This window comes from Streptomyces sp. MI02-7b, assembly GCF_033793585.1.
Taxonomy (GTDB): Bacteria; Actinomycetota; Actinomycetes; order Streptomycetales; family Streptomycetaceae; genus Actinacidiphila.
On sequence record NZ_JARAWX010000009.1, the window covers coordinates 33,048 to 51,155 of the forward strand.

The window sequence follows — 18,108 nt, forward strand, 5'->3', positions numbered from 1 at the left end:
TCAGGCGGCCCGTCCGTTGGCGCTGTCCGGCTCTTCTTCCGGGAACGCCTCGGCGAACTCGGCGGCGTGCTTGGCCAGGAACGCAGCGGCCGTCGCGGCCCCGTTGTCGAGACGGGGGTCGCGCTCGGCAGCCTGCGTGATCAATGCGGTCACCGTGGTGCCCTCGGCCTCGGCCCGCGCGACGAGACGGGCATGAACCGCGTCATCGAGCCGGATATTGATCTGCTTCGTCATACTCACAGTGTATAGCAGATCGCTATACACTGGAAGCGGTCGCGGCAGTCGGCATCCCACGAGCCCTCCCAGGGCCGTCTGCTCTCACATCCACCCCGCCGGGCAGGACTCCCACGCCCCGGCGCAGGCTCATCGCAATGCTTCCTGGGGGGCGTCTCCCCCGCTGCACTGCGCTGATCAGTTGGTGTCCATTCCGTACAGCCGCAGATGGGCTGCACGGCCCTTCTCAGTTACTCCGGTGCCGCTCGAGGACCCTCGCCGTCTCGAAATCGGGACCCGCCGCCGACACGAAGAAACGCTTTAGGGCGACAGCCGCTCGCTCCCGCAGCTTGCGGTCGCCGGCGGCAGCGCGGATCGCCGGCAGGGCGCGCGCGCCGCGTAGCCGAAGCTGTCCGGCATGCAGATGTGGCCTTCGGACGGTGTTCGAGGCAGCTCCACTGGGCAGGCTGACGGAGGACTCGACGGCGGGGTTGTCGCCTCAACAGATGACATTCGGGTCGGCCGGAGACCCCACCTACTGGACCTGGAAACGGGGACGGTCACATCGCTGGGCTCGGCCGCCGGATCCTGGGCCTGAAATGGGCCACGAACATGAACTGCGCGTACTCATGGCGCCGCCCGACGACTGGCAGGTCAAGAACGGCAAGGGGCTCAGTGGGTGCTGGCGACGAGGCCGGCCAGCGCCTCGGCAGACTCAGGGGCCAGTCGGTAGAAGCCCTGGAGGCTGACCGAGCGCTCCAAGCGGCCGTTCTCCACGAACTTCAGATTGCGGGTCTTGCCTCGGTTGTTTCGCCAGGTGAGCGTCGGCAGAAGATCACCGGGTATCGGCGTGTCGAAGCGTACGGGCGTCGCGTCCACGTGGACCGCCGTCGCACCGCAGCCGCCGGCGCCGAGCATCGACCAGTCGTCGTGTCCGGGAAAGTGCGGGTCGTGCCACGTCGCTGGGGCCGTGCCGCAGCAGTCGCCGCGTTCCCTGTCGATCACGCGCATGCGGGACACCACGAAGACCTCGCACCGGTTGACGTGCAACGCATACACCTCGTCACCGGCACGGGCGCCTGACCAGGTGGGCAGGGACTGGTGGATTCCGGAGTAGGCGACCGGCGGCCGCTCACCCACGCGTCCCGCCCTGCGCAGGGCACGGCAGGTGTCGTGTGTCCACAGAACAGTGAAGGCATCAGACATGCGGTGATCGTATGAACGGGGACTGACAATCCCTGTGATGGCGGCGTCTTCCGACGAGCGCCGGAACTGAGCGTCCTGGCCGTAGGCCGAGCCCACGGTGACCCAGGCGATGGGCAGTGAGGAGGCCAGTTCGCGCAGGATCATGTCGCGCGCGAGTTCGCCGTTGGCGGCGAAGGCACGCTCGTCGGGGAAGTGGGCTGCTCCGCGTTCACTCGAGGGCACCGGCCGCGACCTGGCCGTTCCCCAGCGGACGCCCGCCCGTTCCTTTCCGAGGCGAGACGCGCGAGCGCGGCCACGGACGTGCCCAACCGCGAGTTCATCCGGCAAGCAGCGCTCATCCCGCCCAGCGCCACCGCAACCGCGTTCCTGGAAGCTGCGATGGAAACGCATGGCCACCCGCCGTCGAGCGGCCCGGCGACCTTTGAGGCCGTCGCGGCAGGGGATCAGGACAGGTCCGACCCCATGAGGCTTGGGCTGGTGCCTGCCCTGGACCACTGCGAGAGCAGGCTCCTGCTCTTCGTGGTCCAGGAGGGCTCGTTCCCCCAAGAACGGCGGCCGGTGTCAGCGCATCCGGAAGACCGGGCCGCGTGCCGTGAACGGTAGTACCGCTTCCTGCGGTACGAGGAAGGCGTGCTCGCGCCGGATGCGAAGGACGTCGCACTCACCGTCGGTGATCACCAGGATCGGTGCCGTGGCCGGAAAGTCCTCGGCCCGCTGCAGGAGGTCGACGGCCGGTTGCAACAGGGTGCCGCCGCGGCCCCGGACCCGGACCCGATGGGCGATCTCTGCGACAGGCAGGTAACCGGCGTCGAAGGGGGCGGCGTCGCAGAAGACCACGCGTGCCCCGGTCACGTCGCGGGCTGCGGCGTAGGAGGCGATCGCGCCGAGGGCTTTGCCCAGCAGCATCCTGCTCATGGACAGCGAGGTGTCCAGCACCACTCCGAAGGTGCAGCGTGCCACTTCCTCGGGCGGAAAGCTGCGGCCCGCGCGGGGGATGTGCGGCGTGGAGGCCTGACGACGGGCGGGACGGGCGTAGCTGCGCACGGCTTCGGGCCGAGGCACGTACTCGTCGAACCAGCGCGCCAGTCTGGCGTCCCAGGGAAGCGGCGGATGGGAGAGCGCCTGGATCTCCTCGACGAGTCCGGCGGGCAGGAAGCCGCGTTCGCGCCGGTGCAGATCGAAGCCCTGGCGCAGTCCGCGCCGGTAGAACTCGTCCAGGTCCACCCAGGTCGGGGCGGTTTCGCCGGGACGAGGCAGGGCCTCGCCGAGGATGTCCCCGAGTCCCTTGCCGCGCAGCGTGGCAAGACGGCGCATCCTGCGCTGGTCCCGGGCGATGCGGTCGTAGATCTCCTCGGTGGACAGTCCCGCGAGCCCGGGGTCGTGGAGCAGTCCGTCGGGTATCTGTCCGACGTCCATCTCGACCAGCCAGCCGTTGATGACGTAGTCGGCGGCGACGTTGAACAGGTACGGGTCGCGGCCGCCGAGGCGCTCGCCGTGGCGCAGCGCGGCGTGCAGCATCTCGTGGGCGAGGACGAACCGCCATTCCTCGTCGCTGTACCGGCAGAGGGGGTTGAGGTAGATCTCGCCCGCCTCCGCATGGACGGCCGCCACCGAGATCTGCTGGGCGCGCGCCAGTTCGGCATCGGCCACCAGCGTCATGCCTGCGGCGATGCCGCCCAGGAGCGGGTACGAGGTGACGAACCAGCTCAACGCCCTTTCCCAGGGCCGCTGGGGCCGGCGCGCGCCAGTGAGCTCCTCGCGGCGGCCGCCGGCGAGGTCCATGGCCGCCGACATCGTCCGCGTGAGGGCGCTCGCGAAGGCTGCGGTCCAGTCCTCGGGCGGCAGCCAGGGCCGGTGCCAGGGGCGCAGCAGTTGATCGAGGTCCGAGCCGGCCGTTCCGCATGCGGCGTACTCGGGCGGGATACCGTCGCGACGCCAGCGTGCGGCCAGTTCGTCCTCGTCGCCGCCCGGGAAGCTTTCGGGCAGGGCGATGGGCGCGCGGCCCACAGGGAACGTGGCCAGGAAGCGGTTGACGACCGTGCAGCGAGCGGCCAGGTCGTACCGGTCGGGCTGCTCTCGTGTGCCCTGGGCTGCTGGAACGTGACCGAAGCCGAGGTGCAGGAGGCAGTGGGCCAGTACCCAGGCCCATTCCTCAGGCTCCGTACGACGCAGCGGGTCGGCATGGACGACGCCGTTGGACGTCACCGCGGCCCAGCCGCCGCCCCGGGGGTGCTCCGTGCACTCCTTGCTGCGGCACAGGGTGCCGTTGACGGCGGACAGGGCGGCGAGCGCGGTGTTGCGCCGCAGCAGGTCCACCCCGGCGGCGAACGCCTGGGCGGCCGGGTCGTCCTTGGCCTTGGAGCGGTCCCGCGACGTGGAGCCGCGCGCCCCGCTCACCGGCGCGCCTCGACCAGCCGGGGCATGTCGCGGGCGGCCTCGAACAGGAACCACGAGGGCAGCACGGGATTGTCGTCGTCGCCGTCGGCAATGACGGTCTGGGCGACCTCGACGGAGATCTCGGCCAGCTGCACCAGCAGGGACTTGGCCCGGTAGGCGGTCTGCCGGACAGCCACGGAAGCGTGCTCCTTGCTCGCCGGGAGTTCCTTGATGAGGCGGCCGCGGAAGGAGTCGGCGAGGTAGTAGAGCAGGTCGCGGTCCTCGACACGATTCGGCCAGGACGCGTCGCCCTTGAGGATGGCCTCCAGGCCGTAGGAGTGACGGACGATCTTGACGTAGCCGCAGAAGGCCACGGCATGCGTGGGGGTGAGCATGCCGTGGGCCAGGACCTTGAGCGTCTCCTCGTCCAGGGCCGGCCCGAAGGAGTGCAGCGCGTCCGAGAGCATGTGCCAGGACCGCGGGGTGGAGAAGGGCTCCTCGGTCTTGGGCGGAGCGGACCACAGGTGGTCCGGCCGGTCGGTGAGGTGGTCGGTGATCCACGGATGGATGCCGGCGGTCGCCGCCCAGACCAGCCAGTCCGAGGCCGAGGCCCGCAGATGGACATGGGCGAGCCGGTTGACCAGGGCGGAGGCCATGGGCCGGGCCAGGGCGTTGTCCGTGGCCCGGTTGCCCGCACCGATCACGATGCTTCCGGCCGGCAACTCGTAGGAGCCGATCCGTCGGTCGAGGATCAGGGAGTAGAACGCCTTCTGCACATCGGGAGTGGCGGCGTTCAGCTCGTCCAGGAACAGGCAGTACGGCTCGTCACGGGCGATGGTCTCCGGGGGGCAGAACCGCGAGCGTCCGTCGACGATCTGGGGGACGCCGATGAGGTCCTCCGGAGCGAGCTGGGTTCCGATGAGGCTCACGCACTCCAGCCCGAGCGACTCCGCGAACTCCCTGACCAGGGACGACTTCCCGATGCCGGGCGCGCCCCACAGGAAGACCGGCCGGACGGTGGCGAGGTTGAGCAGCAGTTCGGGCACCTGGGAAGGCGAAACGGTGACGACACCCTGCAAGCGGGGGCTCCTTGGCGGATCGGCGAGGGAAGAACGACGGGCCGCCGCGCGCTGCGCGCGGGGCGGCAGTCAGTGTCACCTTCGGCGGCACCCGCGCGCATCCGCTTTTTCAGGGGGGAGGTCGTTCTCCGCGCGGAGCGGCGCGGCTGCGGCGTCGCCGGTCTGGCCGGGCGCCGCCGGCATGCGGGCGTGCACCACGCCCCGCAGGGGTCGCTCGCGAGGTGACGCGAGGGGGAAGCGCCTGCCTTCCGCTGACGCGGCCGCCAGTTGGAGCGCGTGCTCCGCTGGCGCGGCTGCGCTGCGGAACTGCCGCCACGGGCCGTGCGGCTCGGTCTCCCAGCGCTCGAGCGGTGGCTCCGCTTGGTAGCCCTGATCGCAGTACGAGCGAACCCTTTGCGCAGCACGGCACGGGCGTCCCCTTCGTTCTGGACTTCCCCGTTTTCCTCCATCTGCAGGACGTCGGCGAAGGTCGCAAAGACCTGCTCCAACGGTGAGCCGAACGGCAGGAGCTGAGGCGCGGACGGGGCACGCACGGGTGGCTCGCCTAACCTGAGGCCGGTGCTGGCCGAGAACAGTCATGAAGGCGGGGGGAAGTCCATGGGGACCTACCGGCAGACCGTTGTGGACCTCGATGCCTCAGCGCAGGAGGCTGTGGTGTGGGGCGAGCGTGGCAGGGATTGGCTGGAGGCGGAAGGGTTCATCCGCCTGGTGCCGTGGCAAGACGGCGTGGTGCGGTTGGCCGGGCCACGCTGGCGGGAGGCCGTCGACCTGGTCCCGTGGGACTGGCGGGCGCGGATCGAGGAGTTGGAGGAGGAGCCCGGCGGGGAGGTGCGGGTCGTGACGGGTCGTACCGTCTTCCTTGCCGGTCCGGGCGACGTCCCTTCCGCGATCTGTCCCCGCTGCCGAAACGCGACCCCCGCCTGGCCCGCTGAGGTCGTCACCACCTGGTACACCACGGGCGCCGCCGACCTCGGCTGCCCGGCTTGCGCTTGTCGCGCCCCGCTTCCCGACTGGGACTGGACGCACGACTACTTCGCCTTCGCCTACCTGGGCTTCCAGTTCGACGACTGGCTGCCCCTTGATCCTCACTTCACTGCCGCCTTCGGAAAGGCGCTGGGCCACCGCATCCGGGTGCTCGAGGGAAAGTGGTGAGATCGCAGCAGAGGTCGGCGTGTCGGCTGTGGGCGGGACCTGCCAGGGGGCGAGATCGCGGGCCCGTAAGCTTCTCGCGACGCGGGAAGTCGCCGGACCCGCCCGCGATAGCTCGATGCGGGCCCCGATCTTCGAGTCCCGCCCCGTGGTCGCTGCTTCCTCATGTCATGTGTCAGGGGTCAGGCCGGCCGTGCGGTCGGCGAGGTGGGGCCGTAGCGGCGAGCGATCTGCGAAAAGGGCTACGGGGTGAACGCGTCTGCGTACGCGTCGCACGCAGGGGCGTCCAGTCCAGCGAACGATCAGGAAGTCCCCGCTGGGCCGTCGACCGCACCATGTCCTGGCTGACCGGCTGACCGGCTGCCGCCGGCTCAGCCCCCGCTGCGAACGAGACCCCCGCAGCTGCTCGGCCTTCCTCGGCCTCGCCGCCGCCCGATGGTGCTACGAGCTATGCGTTCGACTCACCGCGTCGGGCGTGGTCCAAGGAGCGCGACCGTCGGCAACCTCCTGACCGGCAACGCCCGGGCCGGACGTCGTCCCGGCCCAGGCGTTGCCGGCTACTGTTGCCGGTCGCGGTGGGTCAGTGGTGGCCGTTGCCACCGTCACTGCGACGGCGCTGGAGCGTGAACTTCTCGAAGACCGACAGCTCACCTGTGGGCGTGATGATGTTGTAGTAGGTGACGTGGATGCGGGTCATGTCACCGGGGCGACGGCCCGGGTCGACGGCGAACTCGGCGAAGCCGTACGGATGCTCCGCGTCGCGGACGCCGATCCAGACCGCCGTCTCCTGCTCCTTGACCGAGTTGAACTTGCCGACGTGCTCCGTCTGGACGTATGCCGAGTGATGCCCGTGACCGTCGGCGTCGTCGGTGGTGAAGCTGTTGTTGGTGATGCCGGACACGCCGCCACCGCCGAGGACCATGTGGGTGGTGCCATGCTCGCTCTCGATCACATCGAGAGCGGTCTGACTCGGGTTGGGGGTGAGGGTGACGCTGCCGGGGACGACGCCGCGCACCGCCAACGAGCGCTCGTAGTCGTGCTCGTGGCCACAGACCACCAGGTCGACGCCGTACTTGTCGAACAGCGGGCCGTACGCCGCGCGCAGTGCGAGATCGGCGCCGTTCGCGGCGGTCGCCGAGCTGATCATCACCTGGTGCATGCAGATGACGATCCAGTCGATGTCCTTCGAAGCCCGTGCCGACTTGAGCTCCTTCTCCAGCCAGGCGAGCTGCCGACCACCGGAGTAGCCGTTGATGTAGACGTCGCCGCCCTCCTGCAGGGCGATGTCGTCGTTCTGCAGGGTGATCACCTTCACCGAGCCGACCGTGAAGGAGTACCAGAGGTTGTCGAGTTCGGGCTGGGTCTCGGTCGAGGGCAGCTCGAAGTAGGTCTGGTAAGCGTCGAGACCGAGTTTGCCGTTGCCCAGCTCGATCTCATGGTTGCCCGCGGCCGGCATCCACGGACGGAATCGCGCCGAGCGGCTGTTGTTGGTGAGGAAGTCGCGCCAGACGCGGATGCGGTCGGGCCCGGTGTTGGCGTAGCAGAGGTCACCGTTGAGGAGGTGGAACAGCGGGCCGACCTTCTCGATGCCGGTGACGATGTCGGCAGCGGCGGGCGTGGCGTTCGGTTCGAAGTCCCGGCCCGAGGCGTCGGCAGGGTTCGCTCCGGTCTTCCACGTCACACTGGGCGCACCCTGGTCGCCGAAGCTGGTGAAGGTGAACGGAGCTCTGCCGGACGGCGCCGTGTGGAAGGTGCCGGCGTCGGGGGTGGCGCCGTCGTGCTGGGCCGCGTACAGGTAGTCGGTGTCGGCCTTGAGCTTGCTGATCAGCGCGTGATGGACCCAGACGGTCCGCCCGGAGGTGCCGTCCACGTAGGTCTTCGTCTTCGCGTGCGCTGTGGAACCGAAGCCGCCACTGAGCGTGCCGTAGACCACCCGGGGGTTCTTGACGGCCGCGTCGGTGACCCACGAGACGACCATCTGGCTGCGCGGGTCGGCGCCGAAGGTCAGGTGCAGGCCCTGGACAGGGGTGGTGGCCGAGCCGGTGGTGAGACCGGTGACCTCCGACGTCGCCGGAACCGCCTCGGCGGTTCCGGCGCCGAGGACCAGTGGCCCGGCGGCGGCGCCGGACACTGTCGCGCCGAACAGGCCGAGCGCGTTGCGACGAGAGATTCGGGTTTGCTTGGATTCTTCGGACATTCCGGGGGCCTTTCGCGTCTTCGGGTGCAGTCGAACACCGACCGGACAGCAGCGGTTCGAACCTCACGGCGGACTGCGGCTGGCCAGTGGTGCGCAACACTCACGGACGCTAGGAAGAACGTGCCAACCAGCGCGTCGGGACGGGCATGAACGCCAGATGCCAGTCACCCCAACGGACGGTAACTCCCAACGGCCTGGCTCTTGCGGGCGGCCGGCAGCGCGGCCGGCCACCCATCACGTTCACCGGACGATCCGAACGCCATCGGCGAGGCGGCGCGGCGCGTGCGGCCCTGCTACTGGGCGGCGGGGTGGCGGATGGTCGGTGATTCAGACTGCCGGTATTCAGTCTCCCGCAGGCTCAGTACGCGGGAACTGCCTTCGCGTTCCCGTCTGTTGCGATCCGCAGTCCCTTCGGCCGCTCCGGCTCGCCCCCATTCCCGCACCCCGCCATCGTGCCCATCACCGCGGCCGCGCAGACCGCGGCGCGACACGAGACACCCACCCGTTCGACTTCGACATGCCCATCCCTGACACCCGTCCCGGCCCCTGGCATCCGCCGTTGAGGGGCCCCTGACAGGGCATCGCACACGGCATCGCAAGCAGGCCGTCACCGGGTTCGCAGTGTCCTGGTCCGGAGATGTGTGAGCGGTAGCGGCAGATATGGTCGACGATCCGATCGCCGGTCTTGGTCCCCTTGAAGGGCCGAGCGTTGTCGTTCCGGGTCTGCGGCGTCGCTCCAGTTCGGCGAACCATCGGTCGACCCGGGCTGATCCAGGATGGTCAGGTCAGGGTGAGATGCAGCTGGAACCGGGGATGCCCCATCAGCCATCGGTGGATGAGTGGCCGGTCAACCGGCCGGACTTGCGTCGGATCCGAGCTTCTTGACACAGGCGTCATCGAGGGCCACCAGGGTGATCACGCCGTCGTCATGGAGGTTCCGGTAGTCCGCGACCACAGTCCAGCCGCGCTGCTTGAGGAGCGCGATGGCCTCGTAGGTCATCCCGGAGATGAACTTGCGCTTCTCCGGCTTCCGAGCCTGCAGCCAGTCACGTTCGCGCAGCTCGCGTACCAACGCCTCCCAGCGGGGTACGTCGAGTGGGGTGCTCTCAGTACCACGGCTCTCGAAATCGATCCCGCACGAGTTGAGCGTGCCCGCCTCGGCGTCCTCGTTCATGCGGGCGTATTCCGGCACGGTCAGCGAGAGGCCGACGGCCGCAGCCGAGGTGTCGAGGTCCGCCCGCACGACCTTCTCCGTGAGCGGCCCGGTGCCCGCGGGCCGAGGCTGAGGCGACGCCGGAGCCGGGGTGGCGGACGCGTCGGTGCCGGCGTCGCTGGTGCCGCAACCCGCAACTCCCAGCGTAATGACCGCTACTGCCCCGGTTGCCCACTTCATCCCGCGCACAGCCGAACCCTCCCCGGTCGGGGCCTGCGTGCCCCGTGATCAAGGAAGGAGTATGTCACGCGGCTCTGACAGAGCGACACGGATTATGCGGCAGATCAATTGCGGGACAACCTTTGGGCGAGACGCCGAGGCATCAGGTATCAATGCAAGACCCGACAGCGCGCAGCGAGCCTTTGTGCTGACGCGTGACGCTGGTGGTGCCGCTGTTGGTTGGGCAGGCCGCAGAGAGGATGGCTTTGTCAGGATGCCGTCATCGGGAACGCACGTGCGTGGCCCGTGTCGCCGACCCCGAAACCCGGGGAGGCGCTGAGCCTCGCTGAAAGGCTGCTGTCGGTCGCGTCTTGCACAATCCGAGCAGATACCCGCACGCCTTGGCGACCAGCGACTGGCAGGCCGTGCTGGTGTCGCCGGTGGCGACGGCAAGAACGGGGCGGTTGGTGTCGTTGGCGCCTCGGAAACCACCGGCTCAGCGAAAAACGTGCAAACTCTGACCCATGTTTCATCCCGGTCCAAATAAGTCGCCGCACACAAGGAACTGGGTTCGCAGCCTTGACTGCCGGCAGTGTTGCATTTCCCTGCCGGATTGCGAAGACCCTTTTCACAGCCACAGGCTTGCACCGACGGCTCTCGCAGGCTGTGCAGCCCAGCATGACCTCGCGCCGCTCGTACCGGCCGGCCACTGCGCCTCCGAGGGGCGCGGCGAGCACGGCGGGCAGCAGGGCCGGCATGGTGATCATCGAGTAGAAGCCGACCTTGCGGGTGCGCTGGTAGACCCATACGCCGAAGCCGAAGGCGGTCAGGCTCGCGCCCGTCAGCAGGATCGTTCTGGCTCAGCGCCAGCAGGGCGAATCTCCTGAGGTCGCGCAGGTCCTGACCGGCGGGCCGGGCTGGACGTGCCGGGACTGCGGGTGACGGGCTGCCGGGCTGCCGGGCGCGGCATCCGCTGCCGGACGGGCGGTGATCGGTGCGGAGATGAGGTCCGCCGGTTGGCTCGCCTGGTGATCCTCGTCGGCACCCCACAGGAACAGCCCTCTACCTGGCACTTTCCCGCTGCCCGCCTGAGATCCGGGCCCTGTCAGCCGCCCGCTTCGAAATCCTCGTGAACGGCCGTCATCGGGACCCAGCCACCGGGGTGGCGATACCAGTAGTGCGGTAGCCCCTTGATGGTCGTGGTGCGGAACGGGCGGCCGTGGTCGTCGATGCGGACCGAGCCGGTCCGGCCCTGCGACGACCAGTCGAGCTCGAGGTACCAGTCACAGGTGCAGGCCCCCGTGCGCGCGGAGAGGAACAGGACCTCCGGCTCACGCAGAGACACCCGGTAGGGGAAGTCGATCGCGGGGGCCGGCCTGTCCGGATCGTTGCCCGGCACTGAACGGGCCAGGGGCCGGTGCGCGTCCAGATTCACCGAGAAGTACCGGGGAATGAGGACGGCGCCGCAGCCCTCGTACATGGAATAGGCGATGCTTCCGCGCGCGGCGGCAGCACTGCGCCCGACCATGCGCACATGCAGCGCCGTCAGGACCACGGCGCCCGAGCCCCGGCCCTGCACCGTGATCCGCAGATTGGTGGTACGCCCGTGCACCGCCCCCTGGGACGCCGCCCACACTGCGGCGTCCGCCGGGGCGGGGGGCGGCGGAACTTGACGCGGTGGCCTGGCCATGACGTAGTCGTGGTCGCATTCGAGCTGCCAGACATGGGAGTTGGCGGTCCAGGTGAGCGGCGCCCCGGCGGAGACCGTGCCGGTGTCCGCCCGCTCCTCACGCGAGCTCTCGCCGCTCCCTGCGGCCGGTGCCGAGGGTTTCGACGAGGATCGCGCGGAGGCCGACGGCCCCTTGCCGCTCGCGGAAGGGGCTGCGGCCGGATGTGGCCTGCCGTCGCTCCGCGGCGCCGATGCCGAGGCACTCGGCGAATCGCGGCCCGAGACCGCTGACACTCGGTCATGCGAGCTGTCGCGAACGGCAGCGGATGCGGTGAGACCCGCCAGCGAGACGACGAGCGACACCGCCAATGCCGCCACTCGCAAGGGCCGTCGCCGGGGGCGCCCGTCACGGGAGCGCCGCTCCGCCGACGAGACCCGTTCCCGACCGGGACGGGCCGGCGAGCCCCGCTCGGCGGACTCGTCCGCCGAGCCGTCCGGACTCCCGGCCGTGGGCGGCACGGAATCGCCCCCGTTCACTCGTGACGTGACTGCTCGGCGGGCACCGGACGAGCGCTGTCGGCGCCGTTCCGCGTCCGCCAGGATCCACCGGCGGTGCAGGTCCTCGCGCTCCTGCCAGGAGGCTCCGCAGAGTTCGGCGAACCGCTCGACCACGCCGAAGTCCGCCGGCACCACCTCCCCCGCGCAGTAGCGGTGCAGGGTGGAGGCGTTCATGCTCAGGCGGCGGGCCAGCGCCGAGTAGCTGCGGTCCGTGCGGCTCTTCAAACGCGTCAGCAGGGACGCGAACTCCGCCGCCTCGTCACGGATTGCGTCCAAGCGGTCCGACCTCGCATCCGTTCATCGGTTCCGCGCCTGCATGGCCCCGATCCGCGCCGGCCACCAGCTGCCCTGCCTACGTGCACGCAACTGGGGCCGGGGCGGTTCCGCCCTCACGCCATCCCTCTCTTCGTCACCTCCGTCACGCATGGCCTCGCCGCCAAAAGGTTGTTTCTGTGCTCGGCGCCCGTGGCGCCGGCCGTCCCACCTCCGGCCCGCGGAAGTCCTCCGTCCCGGAGCGGCATCCCAGGGACGTGCGTCTTCCCAGGTCACCAGCACTGGGACCGTCCCACCGTTGCAGCCCGCGCGGCAGCTGTTGTCCCACGGCCACAGGGCACCCGACGCTATGCCCGTCGCACCGGCTGAACCGGCCGGAGCACCCGCCTGTACCACGACAGCCGTTCATCGAAATGCCCTGGTGTGCCCACGGCCCCGGAAGGGACGGCGGTGTGGCGCGACCGTCTGGACGCACCTGGCTCCCCAGTTGCGGACCGCGGCCGCGTGCGACCTCGTGACGATCGAAAAGGAACTCCCACATGAATATGAAGTACCCCGCTGCCCGCCTCGTGGCCGTTGCGACGGGCCTCGTCCTCGTGCTCGGATGCGGTGTCTCGGCGCAGGCCTCCGCTGACGGGCCGCAGACGGCCAAGAAGCAGACCCGCGAGGCGGCGACGCACGGCACCAACGCCACCGTCTCCGCCTGCTCCCAGAAGGACCTCGGCGTGTCCGCCGTGAAGGAGCCGGCGGACAGCACTGACGCCAGGCACCTGCTCCTCACCGTCCAGAACGCCGGCGACAAGAAGTGCAACGTCTACCGCTACCCGCTCGTGCGGCTCGGCGACGGCCGGACCACGGCCCCCGTCATCGAGGACAGCGCCCCGACGCCCGGCGAGCCCGTCACCCTCGCACCCGGTCAGGAGGCGTACGCCGCCCTGCTCGTGAACGGCCCCATGGACGAGTACGAGGCGAAGAGCATCACGCTCAGCCTCCAGGGCCGTAAGCCTGGCAGCACAGCCGGCAAGCCGATCGACGTCCCCATGCCCGTCGAAACCCTCTACGCCAACGACGGCCAGCGTGTCACGTACTGGACGACCGCCCCCGGCTACGCGCTGGACTTCATCATGTCGAGGTGACGCCCTTCGACCGGACTGCCGGTCCAAAAGCCGGCCGGGCAGACCGCTCCTCTGCCCGACCGGCCGGGCATATACGGACCGCCGTCTTCAGTGCCTCTTACGGGTCAGTGTGCGCCCGGTGCAGCGATGGCGCCGGGCCCGGCAGGACGCCGGCACCGAAGGGCTGCGGTCGGCGGGGCCGGTGTCCTTGCCGAAGCTGAGTGACCGGTTGTTCGTGGTGCTGGAGCGGGAGTTGGCCAAGGGGCCGGTCGCGCACGGCTGGCCGGACCGGACCACGCCGAGCTGCTGGTGTGCTGTGATCAGCAGGTCGCGGCAGTCGGTCCAGGTGAAAGCGCCGACCGCCGCGTACGTGGTCCTCGTGCCGTCTGGGCCGGTAGATCAGGCGGGAGCGTTCTCCTGGCTCGCAGCAGGCCAGCTCGGCGATGGAGCACCGTCGTCGGGAGCGTCCATGCACGCGGACGGCGGGCGTGTGCCCGCGCAGGGACCAGGTGCGTCGGTCGGCCGCGTGATCGGGAATCCAGGGGTCTGACCCGCGGGACAACTGGCAGTGCTTGCCCAGTTCAGGATCCGTCGGCTCCGGTTCCGGGCGGCGCCCGCTGCCACCGGGCCGGCAGGCGTGTCCCGACAGGCTCAAAGCCGTTCTCCTCGCCGTCGATCCTGAGCCGCGCGAGTCGCTGCCTGGTCTCAGCAACCCGTACCTGATCGCTCGATGCGCGGAACTCGACGAGACCGGCGATGCGGCCGTCTTCACAGGAACCCCGTCGAGGGGATCTGGTCGCCGCTACGGCGCAGCTCCCAGGCCAACACCGCTTTCACCGACCCCGGCCACCTCATCCGCGCCCTCCGCCACGGCCTGCGAAAGATCCCGTACCGCAGCGACCTCATCACCGGGTGCCTCACCCAAACCGGACTGATCCCGCCGACACCACGCCCGCAACCTCACTGGTGCGGGTCATGTCGAGGACGATCTTTCCCCGTCGGGGCGGTTGTGCGGCTGTCTCGTGTGCCTGCGCCGCCTGATGAGCCGGATAGATGTCCCGGACCGGGACGCGGAAGCGGCCCCGCTCGGCGAGCGCTGTGGCTGACGTCAGCCCGTGGACGCCGTCGGGCTCGCCGCCGAGGCGGCCCACAGACAGCCTGACCCCGTAAGCCGATGCCCCGAAGTCAGCCAGGGTGACGACGCTGTCCGAGGTGCCGGCCAGTTCGATCAGTTCGCCCAGCGACCCGGCCCCCGCCACGTCAAGTGCCCGGTCGACCGGAGCGGCGGTCACCGCGCGGACCCGGGCCGGAAGACCCGGCCCGTAGTCCACGGGTTCCACCCCCAGTTCCCTGAGGAACTGATGACTGTCGGGGCGCGCGGTGCCCAGCACGCGGGCGCCGCGTGCCACCGCGAGCTGTACGAGGATGCTGCCGACGCCGCCGGCCGCACCGTCCACCAGCAGCGTCGTGTTCCCCCGTATGTCGAGCAGGTCGAGGGCGCGGGTCGCGGTCTCGATGCCGGTGCCCGCCGCGCCGGCTTCGGCCCACGTCATGCCGTGCGGTTTGCGGGTCCAGAAGTCCAGGACCGCGTACTGCGCGCTCGCCCCACCCAGCCGTGCCACGTCGACCGCGCCGAAGACCTCGTCGCCGACGGCGTAACCCGATACCTCAGCACCGATCTCGTCGATCACCCCGGCGGCATCGACGCCGGGAACATGCGGAAGGGCGAGGTGCTTGCCCGCCGGGGACGAGCCTTCGCGCAGTGCGAGATCGACGGGTGAGACCGCCGCGGTCCTGACGGCGATACGGACTTGGTCGGGGCCGGGATGGGGCTCTGGCACGGTGCCCAGGGTCAGGACCTGCGGCGGGCCGAACCGCTTGAACTGCACAGCAAACATGATCACCTCTCCCGCCCGGAGTCTCCGCGCGTTCCATGAGGTAAACATGGTTCCGGAGCACCTGTTCCACTACAGGGGAAGACGATAGGGACGCGGGGAAAAGTGACTCGGAAAGTCAGGGCCGACGCGGCCGACAACCATGACCACATCATCGCGACCGCCCGCGAGGCTTTCGCCGTCGAGGGCGTGGACCTCCCCATGCGCGAGATCGCGCGGCGCGCCGGGCTGGGCATCGCGACACTGTACCGACACTTCCCCACCCGCACGGACTTGATCAGCGCGGCCCTTGCCGGGCATGTGGCCGCCTGCCGGGCTGACATGCAGGCCGCACAGAAGGAGCCGGACGCCTGGACCGCGCTCAGCGGAGCCATCCGCCAGTTCGCTGAACACCAGATCCGGGCCCCCGGCCTCAACGAGGCACTGCTGGGCTCGCACACCGCAGGCGACGCCTTTCGTGCCGACCGGCAGGCCCACGCGGCAGCACTGGAACAACTCGTCGCCCGCGCACACCAGCAGCACGTCCTGCGGCGAGGAACCACCGTCGCAGACGTCCGCGTCGTCCTGATGGCGCTGTCCTCGCTCCGCCCCACGCAGGCCACCCGGCGGCCCGAGGCGATCCGCATCTTGCTGGACCTGCTTCTGGCGGGGCTCCGCACGCCCGGTCACTGACCTGCCGAGCGGCCGGGCCGCGCCGCTTGCCCCTATCGTGTCCCGCTCGGTCGCCTTCTTGTACGGGGCGCGCGCCGAGCCGAAGTCACCGCTGTGGGCGAGATGTCGCCGCACAACCAAAGCTCGTCCATATCCGCCCGAAGCCCCGTTCACCGCCCAGGAGATCGACCTTCGCGAACGACTCCAGGCACAGCGAACGTGGAGACCGGCTGCCCCAAGTGGCCCGTGCTCGCCGACGCGGGCGGGTTGGCCCGTGCGGGAGCGGACTCCGGGTAGCGATGGTGCTCGACCTGGTGTGGTCGTCCGCATGACCGTCAGGCTGAGGCATCCTCCGTCGGTGGCCGCGTGTGCAAGGGCCGCAATGACATCTCACCGCGAGCCGGCGCCTGCGGCGAGCAGGTCACCGGCCGTGCGTGAGTCAGCCCTGCGCGGCGTCCCCCTGTCCCCGCGGGACGGCATCGAGGGAGGCCAGCGTCGCGTGGTCGAGTACGACCGCACCCGCCGCGATGTTCGCTTCGAGGTGCTCGGCGTTGGCTGTGCCGGGAATGAGGAGGACGTTCGGGGCATGGTGGAGGAGCCACGCAAGACCGACCTGGGCGGGGGTGGCGCCCAGGGATCGCGCCGCGGTGACGACGGCCGGCTCGTCGGTCACTTTCCGGAGGCCGGGAACGGCGCTGCCGAGTGGGAAGTACGGTACCCAGGCGATGCCTTCGGCGGCGCAGAGGTGGACCATGTCCTCGTCGTCGCGTGCCACGAGGCTGTACGCGTTCTGGACGCAGGCGATGCCCGCCGGAAGGGCTCGCCGCAGGACGTCCGGGGTGACGCTGCTGAGCCCGATCGCGCCGATCTTGCCCTCCTCGCGCATCGCGACCATGACCGCGAGCTGGTCGTCGACATCGACCACCTGGTCGCCTTCGGCACGCAGTCCGGGCCCGGTGTCCGTGCGCCGCAGGTTGACCAGCGGGATTCGGTCGAGTCCGAGGCTCTTGAGGTTGTCCTCCACGCTTGCCCGGAGTTCCTCGGGCCGCTGCGCGAGGCGGAGCCGGACGGCTCCGCCGGGGTGGGAGTCGGCGCCGACCTTGCTGGCGACCAGGACGCCGTCCTCCGGCCGGATCGCCTCGCGGATGACGTCGTTGACGAAGCCGTCGCCGTAGAACTGGGCCGTGTCCACGTGGTCGACGCCGAGCTCGACCGCGCGCCGCAGGACCGCGACAGCCGCGGCGCGGCCACCGTGCGGCTGCAACTGCATCGCCCCGTATCCGATCCGGGAGACGGTTCGGCCGGCGAGGAGTGCGGGGCCGCCGGGGCGGGAAGCGCCGGTGGGCGTGGTTTCGGCGGAGGGGGTATCGATAGGAGGCATGGACATCCCGTCCTCATGCGATGATGGAAGAAACGGAGGAGCATCCGTTTCATTGCACCCTAGCACTACCGGAGGTTCCTCCGCTTTGAGTCCCCGCAATCCGGCGTCCCCCGACGTCCCAGCCGACCCCGCCGTCGCCACAGCCCGTCCGGCCCGCGCCGACGCGCGGCGCAACCGCGAGAAGCTCCTGACCGCGGCCCGGGCCGCCTTCGCGACCGCCGCCGAGCCGGTCGTGCTCGAGACCATCGCCCGCGAGGCCGGAGTCGGCATCGGCACCCTCTATCGCCACTTCCCCACCCGCGAGGCACTCGTCGAAGCCGTCTACGCCGCCGAACTCGACGAGGTCACCACGAACGCCCCCGCCCTGCTCGCCGAGTTCCCACCCGAGGCCGCGCTCCGCGCGTGGATGGACCGGTACGCGGCATTCCTCGCAACGAAACGCGGAATGATCGACGCGCTTCGCGCCGGCTGGGCATCGGGGAGCATGGCGACCCCGACCACGCGAGAGCGCGTCACCTCGGCGATCGAAACGATCCTCACGAACGGGGTGCGAGCGGGTTCGTTCCGGGCAGACGTCCATGCCGAGGACGTCACCGCCATGCTCCTCGGCGTCTTCCTCTCCACGGCGGCCAGCAACACCCCGGAGCAGACCGGCCGGCTCTTCGACCTCATCGTCGACGCGCTGCGCCCACCTGCCGGGCGCCGAAGGACCGGCCCCGCAACCAGGACCCCGACGACCGGGAACGTGAACGGGTGATGTCAGGTCGGTTCGCCTGACGGCGGCCTCGCCGCCACCGGCCCTGCCATTCGCGGGTGACGAACCCAGGGAACGGCAGGCCGGCACGTGTCCCCACGGTCGCGGCACCCGCCGAACGCCTGTGCCCGACGAATCGAGTGGCCCGTGACCGACGACGTCCTGTCGATCATGCCTCCGATCCCCAGTGGCAGCCCGCCCTGGCGGCGGCCGAGCGGAC

The 18,108-nt window shown here is 70.1% G+C and carries 13 protein-coding genes and 3 pseudogenes; 6 read left to right on the forward strand and 10 right to left on the reverse strand.

All coding sequences use genetic code 11. The features are described 5' to 3' along the window. The 4 genes from PV364_RS16660 to PV364_RS16675 all read right to left on the reverse strand — a co-directional run bounded on the left by PV364_RS16660 (position 1) and on the right by PV364_RS16675 (position 4,874). Positions 1-234 carry a hypothetical protein gene (locus PV364_RS16660; RefSeq protein WP_319660786.1) on the reverse strand — a complete coding sequence of 78 codons (234 nt, stop codon included), beginning with the start codon at positions 232-234 and terminating at the stop codon, positions 1-3. Positions 235-885: 651 nt separating this feature from the next. Then, complete coding sequence (locus PV364_RS16665) at positions 886-1,746, reverse strand: hypothetical protein (protein ID WP_319660787.1); 861 nt, start codon at positions 1,744-1,746, stop codon at positions 886-888. Positions 1,747-1,980: 234 nt separating this feature from the next. Further along, positions 1,981-3,816: a DUF2201 family putative metallopeptidase gene (locus PV364_RS16670; RefSeq protein WP_319660788.1), complete on the reverse strand. Its 1,836-nt coding sequence runs from the start codon at positions 3,814-3,816 to the stop codon at positions 1,981-1,983. Next, entirely contained in the window at positions 3,813-4,874 is a 1,062-nt protein-coding gene (locus tag PV364_RS16675; protein ID WP_319660789.1) for a MoxR family ATPase, read from the reverse strand. The genes PV364_RS16670 and PV364_RS16675 overlap by 4 nt, the downstream gene beginning before the upstream one ends. Before the next feature lie 558 nt (positions 4,875-5,432). Here PV364_RS16675 and PV364_RS16680 point away from each other — a divergent pair. Then, entirely contained in the window at positions 5,433-6,026 is a 594-nt protein-coding gene (locus PV364_RS16680; protein ID WP_319660791.1) for a hypothetical protein, read from the forward strand. Positions 6,027-6,250: 224 nt separating this feature from the next. Further along, positions 6,251-6,534: pseudogene (locus PV364_RS16685) on the forward strand (hypothetical protein); the annotation flags it as partial. Positions 6,535-6,603: 69 nt separating this feature from the next. On the opposite strand, the gene PV364_RS16690 reads toward PV364_RS16685, so the two are convergent. From PV364_RS16690 to PV364_RS16700, 3 genes are all read right to left on the reverse strand, one after another. After that, positions 6,604-8,220: a metallophosphoesterase family protein gene (locus tag PV364_RS16690; protein ID WP_319660792.1), complete on the reverse strand. Its 1,617-nt coding sequence runs from the start codon at positions 8,218-8,220 to the stop codon at positions 6,604-6,606. Between the two features lie 847 nt (positions 8,221-9,067). Next, entirely contained in the window at positions 9,068-9,463 is a 396-nt protein-coding gene (locus PV364_RS16695) for a hypothetical protein (RefSeq protein ID WP_319660793.1), read from the reverse strand. 1,234 nt (positions 9,464-10,697) lie between these two features. Further along, complete coding sequence (locus PV364_RS16700) at positions 10,698-12,095, reverse strand: helix-turn-helix domain-containing protein (protein ID WP_319660794.1); 1,398 nt, start codon at positions 12,093-12,095, stop codon at positions 10,698-10,700. 536 nt (positions 12,096-12,631) lie between these two features. On the opposite strand from PV364_RS16700, the gene PV364_RS16705 reads away from it, so the two are divergent. After that, entirely contained in the window at positions 12,632-13,228 is a 597-nt protein-coding gene (locus PV364_RS16705; protein ID WP_319660795.1) for a DUF4232 domain-containing protein, read from the forward strand. Between the two features lie 276 nt (positions 13,229-13,504). Here PV364_RS16705 and PV364_RS16710 read toward each other — a convergent pair. Continuing rightward, positions 13,505-13,745 (reverse strand): annotated as a pseudogene (locus PV364_RS16710) (IS630 family transposase); the annotation flags it as partial. Positions 13,746-13,982: 237 nt separating this feature from the next. Here PV364_RS16710 and PV364_RS16715 point away from each other — a divergent pair. Then, a pseudogene (locus PV364_RS16715) lies at positions 13,983-14,156 on the forward strand (IS630 family transposase); the annotation flags it as partial. Here PV364_RS16715 and PV364_RS16720 read toward each other — a convergent pair. Next, the gene (locus PV364_RS16720) at positions 14,125-15,105 is read right to left on the reverse strand and encodes an NADP-dependent oxidoreductase (RefSeq protein ID WP_319660796.1); all 981 of its coding nucleotides are present in this window, start codon (positions 15,103-15,105) and stop codon (positions 14,125-14,127) included. The pseudogene PV364_RS16715 and the gene PV364_RS16720 sit on opposite strands and share 32 nt — an antisense overlap. A 102-nt stretch (positions 15,106-15,207) precedes the next feature. On the opposite strand from PV364_RS16720, the gene PV364_RS16725 reads away from it, so the two are divergent. Beyond that, complete coding sequence (locus PV364_RS16725) at positions 15,208-15,774, forward strand: helix-turn-helix domain-containing protein (protein WP_319660797.1); 567 nt, start codon at positions 15,208-15,210, stop codon at positions 15,772-15,774. A 418-nt stretch (positions 15,775-16,192) separates the two neighbouring features. On the opposite strand, the gene PV364_RS16730 is transcribed toward PV364_RS16725, so the two are convergent. Continuing rightward, complete coding sequence (locus tag PV364_RS16730; RefSeq protein ID WP_319660798.1) at positions 16,193-17,134, reverse strand: aldo/keto reductase; 942 nt, start codon at positions 17,132-17,134, stop codon at positions 16,193-16,195. Between the two features lie 85 nt (positions 17,135-17,219). On the opposite strand from PV364_RS16730, the gene PV364_RS16735 reads away from it, so the two are divergent. Continuing rightward, positions 17,220-17,891, forward strand: coding sequence for a TetR/AcrR family transcriptional regulator (locus PV364_RS16735; RefSeq protein WP_319660799.1), 672 nt, complete (start codon positions 17,220-17,222; stop codon positions 17,889-17,891). The last annotated feature ends 217 nt before the right edge of the window (positions 17,892-18,108 follow it).